Origin of the sequence: Secundilactobacillus pentosiphilus (assembly GCF_002217985.1) — a bacterium.
GTDB lineage: Bacteria > Bacillota > Bacilli > Lactobacillales > Lactobacillaceae > Secundilactobacillus > Secundilactobacillus pentosiphilus.
In genome coordinates this window covers 1-18,730 of the sequence record NZ_BCMI01000004.1, presented here as the reverse complement: position 1 = coordinate 18,730, position 18,730 = coordinate 1, and the positions used below count along the sequence as shown (strand labels likewise).

Annotated in this window: 16 protein-coding genes; 5 read left to right on the top strand and 11 right to left on the bottom strand. The window is 47.3% G+C overall.

What is annotated here, in order from left to right:
• Nucleotides 1-15 precede the first annotated feature (15 nt).
• The gene (locus CES81_RS02805; RefSeq protein WP_089088647.1) at nt 16-579 is read right to left on the bottom strand and encodes a LemA family protein; all 564 of its coding nucleotides are present in this window, start codon (nt 577-579) and stop codon (nt 16-18) included.
• Nucleotides 580-772: 193 nt separating this feature from the next.
• Complete coding sequence (locus CES81_RS02800; protein ID WP_089120588.1) at nt 773-2,176, bottom strand: DHA2 family efflux MFS transporter permease subunit; 1,404 nt, start codon at nt 2,174-2,176, stop codon at nt 773-775.
• 172 nt (nt 2,177-2,348) lie between these two features.
• Between CES81_RS02800 and CES81_RS02795 the strand changes: the two genes are divergently transcribed.
• Nucleotides 2,349-3,461 (top strand): YdcF family protein, encoded by a 1,113-nt coding sequence (locus CES81_RS02795; protein ID WP_225356331.1) that lies wholly within the window; start codon nt 2,349-2,351, stop codon nt 3,459-3,461.
• Between the two features lie 50 nt (nt 3,462-3,511).
• On the opposite strand, the gene CES81_RS02790 is transcribed toward CES81_RS02795, so the two are convergent.
• A complete protein-coding gene (locus tag CES81_RS02790) occupies nt 3,512-5,125 on the bottom strand; it encodes an FAD-dependent oxidoreductase (RefSeq protein WP_089120587.1) in 1,614 nt (537 codons plus the stop codon).
• Nucleotides 5,126-5,359: 234 nt separating this feature from the next.
• On the opposite strand from CES81_RS02790, the gene CES81_RS02785 reads away from it, so the two are divergent.
• Nucleotides 5,360-6,505 (top strand): MFS transporter, encoded by a 1,146-nt coding sequence (locus CES81_RS02785; protein ID WP_089120586.1) that lies wholly within the window; start codon nt 5,360-5,362, stop codon nt 6,503-6,505.
• A 109-nt stretch (nt 6,506-6,614) separates the two neighbouring features.
• Here the strand turns inward: CES81_RS02785 and CES81_RS02780 are convergent, their stop codons facing one another.
• Nucleotides 6,615-8,747, bottom strand: coding sequence for an AAA family ATPase (locus CES81_RS02780; protein WP_089120585.1), 2,133 nt, complete (start codon nt 8,745-8,747; stop codon nt 6,615-6,617).
• 292 nt (nt 8,748-9,039) lie between these two features.
• Here CES81_RS02780 and CES81_RS02775 point away from each other — a divergent pair, with 292 nt between their 5' ends.
• Nucleotides 9,040-10,011, top strand: a complete 972-nt coding sequence (locus CES81_RS02775; protein WP_089120584.1) for an aldo/keto reductase — start codon at nt 9,040-9,042, stop codon at nt 10,009-10,011.
• A gap of 287 nt (nt 10,012-10,298) precedes the next feature.
• On the opposite strand, the gene CES81_RS02770 is transcribed toward CES81_RS02775, so the two are convergent.
• The 3 genes from CES81_RS02770 to CES81_RS02760 are packed head-to-tail and all read right to left on the bottom strand — an operon-like array spanning nt 10,299 to nt 12,283.
• Nucleotides 10,299-10,676: a hypothetical protein gene (locus tag CES81_RS02770; protein ID WP_089120583.1), complete on the bottom strand. Its 378-nt coding sequence runs from the start codon at nt 10,674-10,676 to the stop codon at nt 10,299-10,301.
• On the bottom strand, nt 10,669-10,989 hold the full coding sequence (locus CES81_RS02765; protein WP_180949701.1) for an acetyl-CoA carboxylase: 321 nt from the start codon (nt 10,987-10,989) through the stop codon (nt 10,669-10,671). The genes CES81_RS02770 and CES81_RS02765 overlap by 8 nt, the downstream gene beginning before the upstream one ends.
• Nucleotides 10,982-12,283 carry a Y-family DNA polymerase gene (locus CES81_RS02760; RefSeq protein WP_089120581.1) on the bottom strand — a complete coding sequence of 434 codons (1,302 nt, stop codon included), beginning with the start codon at nt 12,281-12,283 and terminating at the stop codon, nt 10,982-10,984. The genes CES81_RS02765 and CES81_RS02760 overlap by 8 nt, the downstream gene beginning before the upstream one ends.
• A 151-nt stretch (nt 12,284-12,434) precedes the next feature.
• Between CES81_RS02760 and CES81_RS02755 the strand changes: the two genes are divergently transcribed.
• Together CES81_RS02755 and CES81_RS02750 are read left to right on the top strand one after the other, a co-directional pair.
• On the top strand, nt 12,435-12,986 hold the full coding sequence (locus tag CES81_RS02755) for a PAS domain-containing protein (protein ID WP_089120580.1): 552 nt from the start codon (nt 12,435-12,437) through the stop codon (nt 12,984-12,986).
• A gap of 246 nt (nt 12,987-13,232) precedes the next feature.
• Complete coding sequence (locus tag CES81_RS02750; RefSeq protein WP_089120579.1) at nt 13,233-14,390, top strand: ArgE/DapE family deacylase; 1,158 nt, start codon at nt 13,233-13,235, stop codon at nt 14,388-14,390.
• 144 nt (nt 14,391-14,534) lie between these two features.
• Here CES81_RS02750 and CES81_RS02745 read toward each other — a convergent pair whose 3' ends face one another.
• The 4 genes from CES81_RS02745 to CES81_RS02730 form a co-directional block, all read right to left on the bottom strand.
• Nucleotides 14,535-15,299: a CAP domain-containing protein gene (locus CES81_RS02745; protein WP_089120578.1), complete on the bottom strand. Its 765-nt coding sequence runs from the start codon at nt 15,297-15,299 to the stop codon at nt 14,535-14,537.
• Between the two features lie 270 nt (nt 15,300-15,569).
• Nucleotides 15,570-16,562, bottom strand: a complete 993-nt coding sequence (locus CES81_RS02740; RefSeq protein WP_089120577.1) for a D-2-hydroxyacid dehydrogenase — start codon at nt 16,560-16,562, stop codon at nt 15,570-15,572.
• A gap of 430 nt (nt 16,563-16,992) precedes the next feature.
• Nucleotides 16,993-17,994: a restriction endonuclease gene (locus tag CES81_RS02735; protein WP_089120576.1), complete on the bottom strand. Its 1,002-nt coding sequence runs from the start codon at nt 17,992-17,994 to the stop codon at nt 16,993-16,995.
• Between the two features lie 144 nt (nt 17,995-18,138).
• Nucleotides 18,139-18,630 carry a restriction endonuclease subunit S gene (locus CES81_RS02730; protein WP_089120575.1) on the bottom strand — a complete coding sequence of 164 codons (492 nt, stop codon included), beginning with the start codon at nt 18,628-18,630 and terminating at the stop codon, nt 18,139-18,141.
• Between the last annotated feature and the right edge of the window lie 100 nt (nt 18,631-18,730).

Here is an 18,730-nt window from a genome sequence, read left to right as displayed (position 1 = left end):
GATTGTCATCCCCGCTTACTTATCAAAAGAAACTTTTGGTGTTGCTTTTTCCTCTTCAGGAACCTGTAAGTACTCGCTGATCTTGAAGTGGTGAATCGAAGCCACAATGTTGCTTGGGAAGGACTGAATCTTCATGTTAAAACTAGCCACGCTTGAGTTATACAGTTGACGTGAATAAGCAATTTTATTTTCAGTGTTGGTTAGTTCTTCCATTAATTTGACGTATTCTTTATCAGCCTTCAAATCAGGATAAGCTTCAGAAACCGCAAAAATACTCTTTAATGAATTACTTAACTGATCTGAAACTGCCATTGTTTTTTGATGGTCATCAGCTGGGCCATTAATTAACTGACTTCTTAAGCCAACCACTTTTTCCAAGGTGCTTTGTTCGTAATGACTGTACCCCTTCACCGTTTCAATCAAATTAGGAATCAAATCGTTACGACGCTTCAATTGAACGTCAATTTGACTCCATGATTCCTGCACGTAAGTCCGGCCCTTAATCAAGCCGTTGTACGCGCTAATATAAACGATAACTAATAAGACGACAACTACTGCCGCAATAATCCCTGCAATCATGTTTATTCCTCCATTTCACTGCTACCTATAAGTTGTCTCTATTTTACCAGTTCCTCGTGCAATCACCTAATGCTGACGATATGATAAACGATTATTTCAACAAGTCTTAAGAATACTGTAACTTGTGACAAACTAAAAGGAAGCCACCGCAGCTTTACGGCAACTTCCCCATTTGTTTCATTGAAATTTTAAATTACGCCTTCGCGTTTTTAGCCTGTTTCTGAAAGTTGATCAGTATCAGCACAAACGCCGTCATGGCGAGCACCGCTAACAGGATAAAATCATGATGGCCACCACGGGCTGACAGCACCGCTTGTGACAAATGCGAATCACTGTGCTGGCTGCTGGTCAAAATGGCCGCCATAATGGCCGTCCCAATTGAACCGGCATACTGCTGACTGGTATTAAACGCAGCGTTTGCGTCCTGCTGCAAGCTGTCATCCACTTGCTTGATCCCATTAGTCATCACGTTACCAAAACTAAAGCCGAAGCCCAAGCCGAAGATCAAGTAGAAAAAGACGATCAGCAGAATCGTTAAGTGCAGGCCAAAAATGGCAAATAACAGCATTGCAATAACGATCAGCGTACTGCCGATGCGGATCGGATAACCCGCGCCGTGTGAGTCCAGCAGCCGGCCGCTTATCGGCTGCACGATCCCGGAAACCAGGCTGCCCAACAGAATAGCGGCACCGGCAGCCAGTGAATTAGCACCAAAAACCAGCTGACTATAATTTGGCAGTAAGTACGAGATGCCGATGTTCATTAACTGGATCAAAAAATAAGCCATGATACTCAAGACAAAGGTCGGCGATTTAAAAATCGAGAGATCCAATAAATCACGGTCGGAGTGGAAGGAGTGGTAAACAAATAACGCCATAACCACTAGACCAGCGATCAGGAACCCCCAGAACTGACTACTCAGCCAGCCAAAATTACCGGCCTCGGTAAAGCCTTCAGCAATCAAGAAGAAGGAAATTCCCAGCAGGATGAGGCCGAATAAATCAAACGTGTCGCGACGGGTCTTGATCTTCTGTGTAATCGTGAAGCTGCCCAGTAAAACCGCAATCACAACCACGGGCAAAATAAACCAAAAGATTTCCCGCCAGCTAAACAAATAAGTGTTCATGCCGCCATAGGTGGGGCCAATGGACGGTGCCACACCGACGACCATCCCGCCGATCCCCATAAATAAGCCTAACCGGGCAACGGGGATCTGCTGCAGAATAATGGCAAACAGCAGCGGGATCGCGTACCCAGTAGCGACCGCTTGAATCAGACGGCCAATGAGCAGCGTCATAAAGTTTGGTGCAAGGCCGCAAACAAAACTGCCCACAATAAATGACAACCCGGCAAAAATGAAGATGCTGCGAATTTTATACCGGCGCTGAATGTACGCCGAAGTGGCCATGGTCAGCGAAACCAGCAGTAAGTAGCCGGTCGACAGCCATTGAACCACACTCATGGACAGGTTGAACTGTTTCATCAGTGTTGGAAACGTCACGTTCATCGATGTTTCAACTAAAACACCGCAAAAAGCCAGCAGACCAGCACCCACAATGGCTAACATGGTCTTCCTTGGAACGGCTTGATTTTGCAAAGTAAGGATCCTCTCTCTATGTCGAATTAAAAATGATGACTTAACTATGATAACGCAAATAACACCATAATCCAGTCTATTCCCGTCTCGTAAAGCCAAATGAGCGGGTTATTAACGGTGCATTATTAAAATGTAGCGTATAATTAATGGGACGATTAAGGGGGCATTTTTAGTGCAAGGCAATTATTTATTCTACGTTAAACTGGGCTGGCTGGTTACCATGATTTTCTTGGCGATTTTCGGCGTTAACTATACATACAACCGCACCTGGTTACGAAATGGCATTTGGTTCAACCTCTTTTTTTACAGTTTTTGGCTGTCACTGGCGCTGACCATTCTGGGGACGGATAACAACGCCATCATTTACCCGGTAGGACTCTTATTTCTCTTCATTCTGTTCTGTATTGGCCTGGCCTTTTCCCTGCAGGCAATCTTACTGCTCTGGAACGCGGCCATCGTCTGGCGCCGGGAAAGTCATTCGCTGGCCAATTCACTCACCCTTTATTTGGGTATCTTCATCATTTTATTGCCGTTCATCATCCATCTGATTCGCTCGCATTTACCCGTATTTTGGGCTGAATTATTCACCGTTTTCCCCGTTTTCTGCATTCTGTACGTTGTCTTCTGGTTCTATAACTACATCACCGTTTTGATACTCTACCAAATCTACTGGCCGCGTCACAATAAGGATTTCATCATTGTCCTGGGCGCCGGCTTAATGAACGGCGACCAAGTCACCCCGCTGCTCGCCCAACGGATCAACAAGGGCATCCGTTTCTACCAGCGTCAATTACAAAAAACCGGTCACGCCCCTAAAATGATCTTTTCGGGCGGCCAGGGCGGCGACGAGACACTTCCAGAAGGTGAAGCCATGCGTCGATACGCGATCGCTCACGGGATCGGTGCTAACGATGCCCTCGCCGAAACGGCCTCCAGGACCACCTACGAAAACATGCAGTTTTCTAAGCAGATCATTGATGAATCACCGGTGGCAATGCCAAAAACCATTTTCGTTACCAATAACTACCATACGTTCAGAGCCGCCATCGTCGCGCAGTCGGCAGGGCTGAAAGCCACGGGGATCGGTTCTAAAACGGCGGGCTTCTTCCTGCCCAACGCGGTCATGCGCGAATATATCGCCATCGTCATGCACCAGCGGAAACTGCATTTGATCATGGTGATCCTGATGTTGCTGTTCTCACTGTTCTTAGTCATCCTGTCGTTGCATTCCGACTGGGTCGCTCAGTGGCTGCAGGGCATCCGCCAGTTTCTGGATAATCTATAACTCACAAAAAGGGCACCAAGCTAAACTCACCTAGCTTGATGCCCTTTAATCTACTCCGTCACAATTTTAACGTCGAAACCGTTCCCCGCCAATATCCTGGTGGCGTTATACGGTCCCAATCCCTTGCGGTAAAGGATATAGACAGTGTGCCCGGTTGGAATTTCGCTTAACCGGTCCCGCAGTTCCGTCAACGGAATGGCCAAATCAGAATCAATTTTACTGCTGGCAGCTTTTCCCGCTTCGTGAATATCCAGGAAGATACCATCAGTACGTTCGGTTGCTGACAGTTGCTCGTAGCTTACCGTTTGATTAGCCTGTTCACGCTGATTGATCCCCACGTATCCAGCCATGTTTAACGGGTCGCGCGGCGCTGAATAAGGCGGTGAGTACGGCAGCTCGATGTTAGGCAGCTCATCAACTGTAAGACCGCCGGCAATGGCTGCCGACAGTTCGCCAGCCCGTTTATCCGCCCCGTTTTCGCCGACGAACTGGCCGCCCAGGATCTTGCCGGTATCCGGCTCATACAGCAGTTTAATGTTTAACCGTTTGGCATTCGGGTAGAAATACGCGTGGTCGAACGGGGTAATAAACAAACTGTCATAATTCGTGATGCCGGCTGCTTTTAAGGTTTGTTCTGAATAGCCCACCATGCTGGCCGTCAGTTTGAAGATCTTAGCGACACTGACCCCGACAAAGCCGGGATAGTGCAGCGACCCGCCGTTTAAAATGTCCGCCAGCAAATGGCCCTGCCGGTTAGCCGCGCTGGAAAGCACGCTGGGAATCGGCAGCCCGGTAATCAGGCTAGTCGTCTCGATCACGTCACCAATGGCGTAAATATCCGACACTGACGTTGCTAACTGATCATCCACCACAATGTGACCATCCGCGGAAAGCTGAATCCCGGCATTTTGGGCGACTTCATTATTGGGTCTGACACCGGTGACGACCAGCAGCATGTCCGTCGCAAACGAACTGCCGTCGGATAAGTGCAGCTGGTGGCCGTTATCCGTGACCGCGTCAACCGTCTCACCCAGCTTTACCTCAACGCCGTTTTTAACCAGTTCATCTTCTAAAAAGCCCGTCATTTCGGCATCATACGGCTGCATAACTTGCTCTGCTTGATCTACCAGGGTCACCGTCAGTCCTAAATGCCGCAAGTTTTCTGCCAGTTCAACGCCCGCCGCGCCGGCTCCCAGAATCGTGACCCGCTGCGGTGACGCCGTTTGCAGGTAGTCCTTGATGCGATCGCCATCCGTCAAACTGCGGAGGGTAAACACGTTGTCTGCTGTTTCAATCCCTTTAATTGGCGGCAGAACTGGCCGGGCGCCAGTCGCTAACACTAACTTGTCGTATGTTTCGCTGTACTGCTCACCGCTTGCCAAATTTTTGACACTTAACACGTGGTGCTGCGGGTCAATGGCCGTAACTTCGTGGCGGACCCGCACGTCAATATTATTCTTCTGTTTCAAGACTGCCGGTGTCCGTTCAATCAGTGAATTTCGATCAGAAATTACGCCGCCCAGATAATAGGGCAGCGCGCAGCTGGCCACGGAGATCTGCTCGCCGCGTTCCAAAATAATGATCTCGTTTTGTTCATTTAACCGCCGGAACCGGGTAGCAAATGACGGTCCGCCGGCAATACCGCCGATGACGATGACTTTCATGGGAATGCCTCCATTCTAAATAAGCGTTTTCATTGAACACAGCATACCGGTTAACCGCCTGATACGCAAGCGATTAGCCCGCTTAATGGCTTGACAAAAATGACGGATTTCGTTACCTTTAAATTACTAAATCGGAGCGTCGATCAGACGAGACAAGATGAAAATCGGACGGCATCAGCCAGACAAGATTAGCAATAATTTTGGCTGGTTTTTTGCTTGGAAAGAAGGTTACTCATGGCGTCATCACGTACTTTTTGGACCAAAAACTTTATCCTGTTATTCGGCGGCAACGCCCTGCTGTTTATGGTCTACAACATGCAGGTCCCGGTTTTGCCGCTTTACGGGAAGTCTCTGGGCATGAGTGCCTCTCAGATCGGCCTGTTCGTGGGGACCATCATGTTCGCGGCAATGGTGGTTCGGCTCTTTTCCGGCCGGCTGCTGCAATACTTTCAAAAGAAGACGCTGCTGATCGCGGCGGTCCTGCTCTACTTAATTGCATCGGTTTGCTACCCCTTGTTCACGGCCTTTGCCGTCCTGATTTTGTTCCGGCTCCTCAACGGCATTGGCCACGGTCTGGGGACCACCTACTTCGCTACCGCGGCAGCCGACGAATTACCCTTCGACCGGCTTGGTGAAGGGATGGGTTATTTTGGGGTCAGCAGTATGCTGACAGCTTCACTGGCACCCTTGATTGCGTTGCCTATCGCTCAAAAGATCTCCTTTAACGCCTTTTTTATCACCTGCATCCTTATTCTGGCAGTGGCGTTTAGCCTCCTGATCTTTATCACGCCTAAGCCCCAGCCAGCAGCCGTTAAAAAACAGCCCCAAGTGACCGGTTTATGGCAGAGATTTCTCCCGCAGGCCCTACTGATTTTCTGCTTGGGCTTAATCATGAGCGGGGTACTGTCATACATCGCCCTCTTCGCTGAGATCCGTCAGGTCCACGGTACCGCTTGGTTCTTCTTTACCTCAGCGGTCGTGGGTGTGGCGTTGCGCCCAGTGGTGGGCAATCTGTTCGACCAGCGCGGCCCGTTTTTCGTCTTAGTCCCCAGCGTAATCTGTTTGATCATCAGCCTGGTACTCATGTGCGTGCTGCACAGTCAGTGGCAATTGATCCTGGCCGGCTTATTTTTCGGCGCGGCAGACGGTGCCATTTTCCCAACGGTTCAATCGTGGGTATTAAAAAAAGCCGGCAACACCCAGCGGGAATCCGCCACCGGCCTGTTTTTAAACTGCTACGACTTCGGTATGGGAAGCGGTGCTTTTCTTTTGGGAAAAATTATCGATTTCACCAGTTATGCCGCCATGTTCCAAGTCCTGTTAGGACTCACGGTCATTTATTTATTTTTAACGCTGTACTATGCCCGCCAAAAGGCTTAGCTGGATCGAAAAGCTGTACATCCAATCAATTTTTAAACAAAAAAGGGCGCTCACTTACCAGTTTCACCTGATAAGTGAGCACCCTTCGCGTCTCATCAGCAGTCAGAAATTATGCTGTGACCGCTGCCTTTTCACTAATTTTAATCGTGCCGTCTACCAAATCAGCTTGTAAGTGCTTAGCATCCAAGTGATCCAGGTAGAAGTCCGTGACCTTGTCTCTAATTTGCTGTTCAATGACCCGACGAAGCGGACGTGCGCCCATGGCTTCATCGTAGCCTTCCGTCATCAGCCAGTTCTTGGCATCGTCTGATACCGTCAAAGTGATGTTCTTCTTAGCTAACGTTCTGTTAACATCGTCCAGCATCAGATCAACGATTTCACTCAAGTCATCCTTAGTCAAATGACTGAACTGAACGATCCCGTTGAACCGGTTCAAAAATTCTGGCTTGAAGTATGGTGCCAGGCGTTCAGACAAACTGATGTCCTTTTCCTTGTCGCCAGTCAGCGCTTCATTACCAAAGCCGGCGTTAGAAGTGGCAATGATGATCGTGTTCTTAAAGTTGACCACGTTACCCTGACCATCCGTCAAACGACCGTCATCCATGACTTGCAGCAACAGGGTCAAAACTTGCGGATCAGCCTTTTCGATTTCATCCAGCAAAACGATTGAATACGGGTTACGACGAACTTGTTCCGTCAGCGTGTTGCCGTTGTCTTCGTAGCCAACGTAGCCGGCACTGGTCCCAATTAACTTAGAAACCGCGGTCCGGTCGCTGTATTCACTCATGTCCAACCGGATAATGGCGTCCTTGTTGCCAAACATGTCGAGGGCTAACTGCTTAGCCAGTTCCGTCTTACCAACACCGGTAGGGCCGACGAACAGGAAGCTGCCGATCGGCCGGTTGCCTTCGTCAAAGCCGGCACGGTTACGACGAATGGCACGCGCCACCATGTCAACGGCTTCATCTTGGCCAATGACCTTGGACTTCAGCCGGCTAGCGATTCCCTTCAACCGTTCGATATCGTTGGTCCCCATCTTAGCAACGGGAATCCCAGTTAACCGCTGAACGGATTCAGCCACGTCATTCGGTGTAGCCACGACGTTATTTTCACTCGTGTCATCAGCATCCTTGATCTGCTTTTCCAGTTTTTCAACGCGTTCCTTAGCTTTAGCGGCCTTTTCGTAATCTTCAGCTTTTGCCGCTTCATCCTTGGTCTTTTGCGCCGTCTTCAGCTGTTCTTGCAGACTGGCCTTATCCGAACCAGCGTTGCCAGCAGCTAAGTGCGCCGCGGTCATATCGATCAAATCGATGGCCTTATCTGGCAGCATCCGTTGCGGCATGTACTGAACGGAGTAATCCACCGCAGCCTTTAAAACATTTTCAGGCAGACTGACGTGATGGTGCTTCTCGTAAAGGCCTTTGACCCCTTTGAGAATTGCCAGAGTCGTTTCTGGTGACGGTTCGTTGATGGTCACATCGTTGAACCGACGAGCCAGCGCCGTGTCCTTTAAAATGGTGTTCCGGTATTCATCCTGCGTCGTAGCACCAATAACGGTGATATCACCACGAGAAAGTGCCGGTTTAATGATGTCAGCCAATCCTTTACCACCATTCTCTTCACCACCGGTAGAACCGATGCCTAAGATCTGGTGAATTTCATCAAAGAACAAGATGACGTTGCCGGCAGCCTTCACTTCTTTAATCAGGTTCTTGATATTGTCTTCAAATGAACCCCGCAGCTGCGTGCCGGCTTCCAGTGAAGACAGGTCAATGGAATAGATTTCCTTGCCTTGAACGGCTTCGGGCACTTTGCCGTCAGCAATCGCCTGTGCTAAGCCTTCAACGACCGCGGTTTTACCAACCCCGGCGTCACCGACTAGGATTGGGTTGTTCTTGATCCGACGACTTAAAATTTCAGCTGTTTCCTGAATTTCTTTATCCCGGCCAATCACTGGATCCAGCAAGCCATCGCGGGCTTCCTGAGTCAAGTTGCGGCCTAACTTCTCCAAAATACCGCCCTTTTTAACGGCGTGGTCACCGCCATCGTTCACCGGGATTTCGTGTTCACGGTCTGGTAACTTACCAGTTGCCCGGTACTGTGCGAACTCATCTGGTGTTAATTCGTGGCCGTTGACTTCGTACCGTGCGGTTTCGCCGTTGCCCATCTGTCGAAAAAGGTTGTTAAACATATCGTCCATGTTGTTATTAAAGAATGGATCATTGTTAAAATAATTTGCCATATTTCATGCACCCCCATGTGATTTGACGCCCAAGCGCAACGCAAAGGCACCGTCTTGTCAACGGTGCCTCGCTGATTGCTATTAAGTTGGTTAGTCTAGTCAGTCGAGGCGGATACGCAGATTATACCAAACACAAGTCTGATATAGTTCTCATATCTCCGCCAACGATTATATAGTACCACCTTTTTAGCACTCGTGCAAGTAGAGTGCTAACTTTCTTTTCATTTATTTTTGGCGGCCAAACCGGGTATAATGAGGCCGTAAATAAAACGTTTGCAAGGAGGACTTGTTAATGACACAAACAGTAAAAATTGGTAAGTCAGAAGTAACTGCCACACCATTAGGTCTCGGTACTAACGCGGTTGGCGGCTATAACCTCTTCCCTAATCTAAACGATGACGACGGCTTGAACATCGTTAAAACCGGTATCGAAAATGGCATTACGCTATTAGATACCGCCTATGTTTACGGCCTAGGTCATTCTGAAGAATTAGTGGGACAGGCTATTAAAGACTTTGATCGTCATCAGCTGGTGATTGCTACCAAGGGTGCCCACGATTTTTCATCGGGAGAAGAAGTCATCAATAACAACCCGAAGTTCATTACGGAGCAGGTCGATAATAGTTTGAAACGTTTAGGCACCGACTACATCGATATTTACTACCTCCATTTTCCCGACCACGACACACCAAAGGCTGAAGCAGTCGGCGCACTGCAGCGGCTGCGGGAACAAGGCAAAATTCGGGCCATCGGCGTTTCCAACTTCAGTTTGGATCAGATCAAAGAAGCCAACGCGGACGGCTACGTTGACGTGGTAGAAGATGAATTTAGTCTGCTGCACCAGGACCGCGGCGCAGATATGCTGCCCTATTTAAAGGAAAATAACATTAGCTTCGTGCCTTACTTCCCGTTAGCCAGTGGTTTGTTAACGGGTAAGTATCAACACGATATCAGCTTCCCGAAAGAAGATATCCGCAGTCAGATGGCTGATTTCCAAGAACCGCGCTACGGACAGATTCTCACCGCAGTGGATGCTGTTCGGCCAATCGCTGAGGCACACGAGGCAACGGTAGCGCAAACGGTTTTGGCATGGTATATCAAGAACCCGCTGATCAGCGTGGTGATCCCTGGTGCCAAGAAGCCGGAACAAGTAGCTGCCAATGCCAAAGCGCTGGACGTTGAATTAAGCGATAAGGAATTCAAACAGATCGACGATGCTTTTGCAGCGTTTAAGCAGATGAAGAGTGGTAAGTCGTTGGAGTAGAGTGTGGAGGTAAGCGATTAGATAGCGGAGTGTAAGGCTGCCCAACATAAAGCCATGGGCTTGGGGTTTGTGGTGGGCAGCCTTACATGCAGCTATCTGCTTACCAGAACACGTTTGGGCTATTTGAAATGAGAGCTGAATGCCTCTCCAAGCATCACTCCCCTCTTGCCCAAACGCGTTCCACAACACTGATTCCGGCCATATAAGGCACCAAAGCAGGTTTCCCAAGTACAGGAAACCCGCTTTGGTGCCTTATATTCTGGAATCAACCCGTGTTGTTCCACGCTCTATCCACGCTCTACATTCCTCATATCCATCAACCCAACCCCGTCGTGCCCCGCCAAATAAACCATGTCATCCTCGTAGCCGATCACTTTACCCACCAAATCAGGTAAGAAATCGCCGTTCAAATCACGGTTATTAAGCTGAATGCTGACGGTTTGCCCATTCGCAAAAGCTTCACTCAGCGATTGGGACATGTCTTCCAGTGACTGCTGCGCCCTGGCCGGATACTTTTTGGCTTCTTGCTTGGCCTGCTTCTTTAGGGCTGCCGTATGGTCCGACAGGTAAAAGCCCTGCCACTTAATGACGCCGCGGTCCCGGTAGTCGTGGTCAAAAAAGCGCTGAACGAGCTGGTCATCATCGATCTGACGTAATTTACTCATCTTTATACCGTCTCCCTTGAATCAGACGCTGGTTTGACGGCCAGCGCTGACCGGTAAAACCCACGAATTCAAAACTGAGCTGTGTGTGTTCCCGCAAACCCTTGATCAGCTGTTCCAAATACGTTAACTGGTACTGACTGACGGCGTGCAGCGGCTGCGACTTTAATCGCCGCCCGCGGTGCTGGTAGTTAAGAAAGAAATTATACGTTTTATCGTAGGGATCATCGGTAATTTGCACCTGATACCGCGTTTGCGGTAATCGTTTAAACCCAGCATCCAAACGTTCCGTGATCAGTTTCAAATCATTATTCATAAGCGTTGCCTCCATTATGACCGCCAACTAAGGAAGCCCGGTTAATTGCTGTGCCGCCCCTTTGTAAACTGCTGGCGTAAACTAACCGCGTAAAGCCAAACCGGTCGCGGATCGCGTCGACCACGTGGTCGGCTTTCACCCGCTTCAACTGGGTTTTCGCCGGTTCGAAAAAGTTTAACTGCAGCCCCGTTGCCGCGCATAGCCGACTGGTATAAACCGCGATGTTGCGGACAGTCTGCCCTTGCCAATTACGCCTGAACAGTTGGATGATAGCGGCCACGATTTCAGCATTTTGATCCGTTGGTGCGATCCGCATCTCCTGGTGAAAGCCGCCGCGGCCGTCTTCGGCGCTGGCCGCGTAAGAAAAGCCGATTCCCAGCGAAACACACGCCGCCTGCTGATGGTGGTGGCGCAAGCGGGAGGCCACCTGCTCGCCGACTTCTTTAATGACCGTTTCGATTTCCTTTTGCTGAACGTAGTCTCTCGGCAGTACCTGAGAGTTTCCCAGGCTAGCGTGTTTCGGCCCCCGGCGCTGATTGAGCTGCGCCCGGTCGATCCCCCAAGCCATGGCAAACAGCTGCTGGCCGATCAGCCCCATTTCACCGTTCAGCTGGTACGGATCCACGTGGGCTAATTCGTACATATTGTGGATCCCCAACCGGTTTAAATGGGCCGCCGTCCGGTCAGCGATGCCCCAAATAGCCGTCAGTTTATCAACCGTCCAAATTTTTTGCGGCACCGTTTCATAGTGAATCTCACCGATCAAATCAGCATCATGCTTGGCGTAAAGGTCAAGGGCCAGCTTAGCTTGAAGCGGGTTGTCGCCGATACCCACCGTGGTATACAGTCCCAGCTCCCGCCGAACGGTTTTCTGAATCCTGACAGCCACCTCCCGCGGCGTTTGACCAAATAACCGCCAGGAATGGGTCAAATCCAAAATCGATTCATCAATGGAATATGGCAGTAAATCTTCATTTGCCACGAACCGTCGAAAAATATCGTTGATCTGCAAGTTCCGTTTAATATATAAATTCATCCGTGGCGGTACCACCACCAGTTGCGGATCCTGCGGCACTTCCCGGGCACGGGAAACGTTTGCCTGCAGGTGATACTGCTTCTTAGCTTCTGGAGAAGTCGCCAAGACCAGTCCACCATTGGTGTTGTCAGCTTCACTCATCACAACCAAGCTCACTTTTAACGGGTTCCACCCCCGCGCGACCGCTTCGACGCTGGCGTAAAACGACTTATTATCGATTAAAAAGAAGACCCCATGGGGTTCATTTTGGTAATTCATCACGCTCACCTCGAACATATGTTTGTGTCTATTATACAAACGTACGTTCTACTTTGGCAAGGCCTATTTCCCATTTTCTGCCCTTATTTTCTAAAGAACCACCGGACTGTACTATAATAGAAGTATTCAACGAATATTGGAGGATGATCTTATGTCAGATGATGAGCCATTTATGAAGGACGCACACGTCACTTTTCCCAGCGGTACCTTAACGCTAACTGAGCTTCAGCAAATCTTTAAAACGATTCCGTTTGAATTAGACTTAGTCGATGCCAACGACCGCTTCGGCTGGTACTCGGATCAGCCCAACCGGAATCACGTCCGCTCTAAAGACCAGATCGGTAAAACATTGGCAGAGATCCATCCGGCCAAAATTCTGCCCGCGATCAAATCCTTGATCAGCAGTTTTAAAGCCGGCAAGCGCGACGCCATGACGATCCCCAGTACCCAAAACGGCCACAAAGTCATGACGACCTACTACGCCCTGCGTGACGCTGAAGGGACTTACTTGGGTACCCTGGAGTGCACCGCCAACGTCGACCAAATTATTACCATGTTTGAAAACGGCGCGTTCGACGCGATTTCCGGTGCTTCATCCAAGCCCGATAAGGCCGCTGCCCCAGCTGATACCACTACCAGCGCGTCGGTGAAACCCAAGATGCCGGGAAACATTGATACCACTACCGGCGCATCACAAAAATAATCAAGCATTCAATCACGGCGTTACCCAGTAAATTTGAGTAACGCCGTTTTAGTTTTCAGCTAAAAAATTTTAAAAATGGCTGGTTACTGACCCGTGACATCGGAATCCGTGCAAATTAATTTAATCCCCGCCATCAAGGCTTTTCAAGGCACTTTTACGTGCGCTTAACTGAGTGTATAAGGGGACAAGTGAAGTAAAAAAGCCTATAATAAAAGTATAAGTTCAAAAATGAAAGTGGAGGTCACCATGGATAAACAAAATAAAATTGACATCCTAACGCACTTGGTGCAAATTGATTCGGCTAACGACCATGAAAAAAAGGTCGCAGATTACTTAGAAAAGTTACTTACGGATCACGGCATCACAGTTAAGCAAGTTGAAACGTCTGCCGGACGCAACAACTTGATTGCCGAACTTGGCGAACCAGGCGCAACGCCTGTCTTTGCCTTTGCCGGCCACTTGGATACTGTCGGTTTCGGTAACTTAGATGACTGGGCTCACGGTCCATTGTCAGCTGAAATCCACGGTGACCGCCTTTACGGCCGTGGCAGTGCCGACATGAAGGGCAGTCTTGCTGCCATGGTCATTGCCATGATCGACTTAGCTGACAGCAAAACTAAGATTCCCGGTCGCATCCGCTTATTAGCAACGGTCGGTGAAGAATACGGTGCCGCTGGTTCTAAACAGTTAACGGAACAGGGCGAAGTTGACGACGTTGACGGCATGATCATCGGTGAACCGACTAGCGGCGACGTGGTTTACGCTCACAACGGCTCACTGAATTACACCGTTACTTCTGAAGGGACACCTGTTCACAGTTCGATCCCTGAACAAGGTGTCAACGCCCTGACTAACTTGGTCAAGTTTGTGAATGCCGAAGCTGATCTTTTTGCTGATGTTAAACCCAGCAAGGAAGTCGGCCCACTGGTTCACAGCATCACCATTTTCAACAGTGGCGACCAAGTCAACACGATTCCGGGCCACGCTGAATTACAAGGTAACATTCGGGCCACACCTGAATTTGGGAACGGCGCAGTCATCAAGCGTTTGAACATGATCACCCGCGGCCTCAGCTCCGCACCCGGTGCCGACCTGTCCTTCAACGTTGACATGTCCTTTGATCCGGTCGTTACCGATAAGGAAGACCCACTGGTTCAACTGGCACAGACTGAATCAAGTAAGGAACTCAACCGCGAAGTTGAGTTAAAAGTGATCCACGGTGCCACCGATGCTTCAGAATACCGCAAGGCCGAAAACCAATTTCCAATCGTGGTCTTGGGTGCCGGTGACTGGGAGAACGCTCACAAGATGAACGAATACGTTGAGCTGAGTCAGTTCTTAGTCATGGATGAAGTTTATAAGCAGATCGCGTTGAAAGATCTGAAGGAATTAAACAAGAAATAGTTTATTATAAAAGGAGAAATTAGGATTATCGTCACAATCCTAATTTCTCCTTTTTAAACTGCTTCACGAAAGTAACGGACCACCAACTCGTTTTCAATATAATTGTTTAGGCTAAGTTTGTCAGGCTTTCTTATAATAAGCCGATTAATTTAAAGGACTATAAAAATTCATGACATTATAAACGTCACCATCGTGATAGACTGACGCTACCGCAACCATAGTCGATTGAGCACTCATGATATTATCCCGGTGGCCCCAGTCAGAATCGGCATCGTCATAGAAGTACATATGAAAGATGTCATCTGCTGTAGCTTGATTAGAACCTCGCCAATAATCGTATGCAAGATTTTCGTTAAAATATCCAGCATTGAACCCGGCAGCATCCGCCATATCAGATGCAATAAAATTACCAGCATCATCCGTGTGACTAAAATGCTTGGTAATTTGGTTAGCTCGAACCATCGTTACTTTTTGAAACAGGTTAGGATCTAACGTCACTGGCGCTAAACCACCCGCAGTTCGGTGCTGATTGATCAGCGTTAATAGCCGTGCATCAGTTGCTGCTTCATTAAACTTTTCCGCCGGTTTTACCTTCTTCAAGTAACCATGCCAGACCCAACCGGTACTCTTACCAACCTTAAACTTATAATAGATACTGGCCTTGCCATTTTTTGAAACGTGCGCGGCATAGTAGCCCGTCACTTTTGAACCATATGTACCAAGTTTTCCTTTTTTATGTGTTAGTTTAGCAGACGAATACACATTAGCATTTTTATTAGTCACTGTATAAGTTGCATTGCTAATATTTTCGTACGACCGAACCTTAGTTTTAGCGTTACCAGATATCGGTGTTAATAAAGTAAACAAAGCAGCTGAAAACGTAATCGTCATTAATTTCCCAATTTTCATAACATCTTCTCCAATCAAGATTGTCCATCGATCAACAACTATTAGTCGTGCGTCTCACACTGCCGACACATGTCTTATAATAGAATAACCATGAGTTTTTGTAAATAATTTTTCGTGTTCCTCGGCCCTAGCCTAACTGCTTCGATTGTTAACGTCACCATTGCAGCACAAAAACACCCACAGCAATATCGCTGTGGGCGTTTCTTCGTTAATTTAAGTTACGGTAGACTGTTTTTTCCTGATCTGAAGAGAAATGTCACAAATGTTGTTTTAAAACTCATGCTCACTTCGGCCGCCGCTAATAATCGTCAGCGTGTCATCCAGCGACTGCATCACCATGTTCTTCACCGCATGATCGGTAAAAAACGCGATGTGCGGTGTCAGCAGCACGTTGGTCATCTGCTTGAGCTGGTTATAATGGTCAACCGGCGTCGGGCCCTCAAACTTCTGATTGAAGATCTGGGTTTCGTCTTCAACCACATCAAGCGCGGCACCGGCAATCTGCTGGTTATTCAGCGCGTTTATCAGCGCCTGCGTGTCCACTACCGGACCGCGGGAATCGTTGATGAAGTACGCGGTCGGTTTCATTTGGGCAAAGGCGCTGGTTTCAATCAAATGATAGTTGTCATCGCCGCCCCACACGTGCATAGAAATAATGTCGGCGCGTCGATAAAGTTCTTCCTTGCTGACGTAAGTCATGATCCCGCGCATGTCTTCTCGCGGAGCCCGTAAGTCATTGCCGATCACCGTGGCGCCCAGCGCGTGGAAGATCCGTGCCAGCGTGCCGCCAATCCGGCCAACGCCGATGATACCCACCGTCAACTCAGTCAGTTCACTGGCACGCAAACCTAACACCACGTAGTTATTGTGACTCAGCCGATCATTAAATTGCGGAATCCGGCGAATCAGCTGCAACGCCTGGGTCAACGCCAATTCAGCCACGGCCTCTGGCGAATAAGACGGTACGTTAGTCACGCGGATGTTGTTTTCCTGAGCCCACTTCAAGTTCACCGTATCGATACCGGCCGAACGCGCACACATCTGAATGATCCCGTAACTCGATAACTTCTTGTAGAACTCAGGGCTCTGCGTCACCACTGTCCGTTGCTTAAAATCGATGCCATCGTAGCCCTTGGCCATCTCCACCGTATCGTCATGCAATTCTTTTGGCGTGCTGTCAACTTGCACCCCGTGTTCTTTAGACCACTGATCAATAAATGGCTGCTCATCTTCACGCACGCAGTAAGCTAAAATTTTTGTCATGCTGTCTCTACTCCTACCCAAGATTTAATTAAAATCCTCGCCCGTTCATCCACAGAACGGCCAAGGATATTCTCTTCCCTCGTTTATACAGTGATAAACTGTAACTTTTAGTGGTCATTATCAAACAGTATGTTGGGCGTGTCAATGATTAAATTAAAATTTTATGGGATTTTGATGATAAAAGCGGTTGGTCAAAATGTCGGCGGAACGCTTAGTAGTGGTGGTTGATACTAAAAAGAGCGCTAAATTCCTGATTTAGAAATTGTGCGCTCTGTATCCTTGATTTAGTTTACATAACCTTTTTGCCGTAAATCAGCAGATTGTTTTTGTGGATCACATTTAACAACAAGTGTTTCCCATTCGAACTTTCTAAAGAGAATGAGCAATTACTCATTAAGTATGCCAAAAGCCACCTCAGTCAATGACTCCTCTACAGTTCATCATAATCAAAATAATCTTCATCTATGCTAAACAAATTAAACTGATGCTTCGCTTCCACACCTACCCGATATTTCAGCATCAGATTTGTTAACTTTAAACCATCAATCAGAACAATTGAAAAACTCTTAGCAGTTTGAATAGCTTGTTGGGAAAAACTGGACGTTGTAATAAATACGCCACGGTCAGCATGAAGCCGATTTAGAGCCCCATAGAACTGTTCAATACTGGGACGTTGCACGATATTGTTTGCTTGATACCTTTTCGCCTGTAAATAAACTGTACTTGTTCCTAGTGGATCTTGATTAATAACACCATCAATTCCGCCATCATGACTCTGCGGCGTCACAATAGCATTACCATTGACACCTTGGTAACCCATTTTAACCAATAAATCCACCACTAAATGTTCAAAGAATTGAGGTTCAGCCTCACGAATTCTGTTTAATAAATCGTCAGCTATCTGACTATTGTAGTTTTCAATTTGTTTGGCAATTTCCTTTACTACCAGTGTAATTTTACTATTAACATGTATTTCTTCTGACTCTGGAGCTGAATTATCAAATGTAGATCCAGCACTTGACCCTTTCTCTTCTTTTCTTTTCTTGATTTCCACTTGATGAGCAATATATTGTGGTTGGGCTTGAATGATTTTAGCATTTAAGTCATAACCATATCTATTAAAAAGCTCCTTGCCTAATTCGGTAACCTGATACATTCCTCGCCGAGGCCTTACAAAAATACCCGCACTTGCACCCTTTGAAAGAGCCCAACTTAAACGATTAGTGATAATTTCGTCATCTGGATATTTTTCATATGTTAAATTTCTTAATTCACTGGGTAAATTTAGTGAGTCAGCAACTACTTTCTTCAAAAGTTTACCGTTCCAATGCTCTCTCTGCATACCAATTTCTATAGTAGGGGCTACTAAACCGTCCCAAGAAGGTAATCCATGATTACCCATTTTTAATTGATGGTAATCTATACTAGTCATATTTTTTTCAACCCTATCTTCTTATTTTAATATACACTTTATCACATGGACTGTATTAAATTCGTAGTTATAATCTAGTTTTTCAAAATTAACTATAAGCTATTCCTAAAAACACAGTAAATAAATTTTTCCACTTTAATTTTGCTATTGTTGATGATGAACGATAAGGTTATCTAGCGCATTTAAAATATTAGAGATATCTTGCTGCTCATTTAAGGTTGGAATCGAAACTATCTTACCTTCCATGGTTTCCTTAGTAATATGAACCATAGTGGACCCATTCAAACTATCAGTCATTCTGGATTGTTCAGCTTGTAAGAGTTGAAAGGTGAAACCTTTTGTTAGTACTGCTGATAACTCAACTTTCCATATATGGTAATGAAAAACAACACGTGGCCCTTCCCAGATATGTGGTCCAAATGCAGTAGCCCATGTATAAAGTAGATCACCTTTATCAGCATAGTTTTTAGCTGGCAGATCAAGATTGGAATAGTACCATTTATTGTTCGTATTAAAATTACCAACCCGAAGAACTGGATATTTTCCGGAATCTAACAATTCCTTTTGTTTATACGTCCTGCCATTAATAAACGTGGCAATGTCGCCTAACTTACGCTGTTCCCAAACGTAACTCATAAAACACAAAAAATGAATTTAAAATTTTAACAACTTTTATGCTTCCTTTTGGGAACAGCGTAAGCTTAAAGAGATAGTCCAGATTAACCCAAAAACAAAT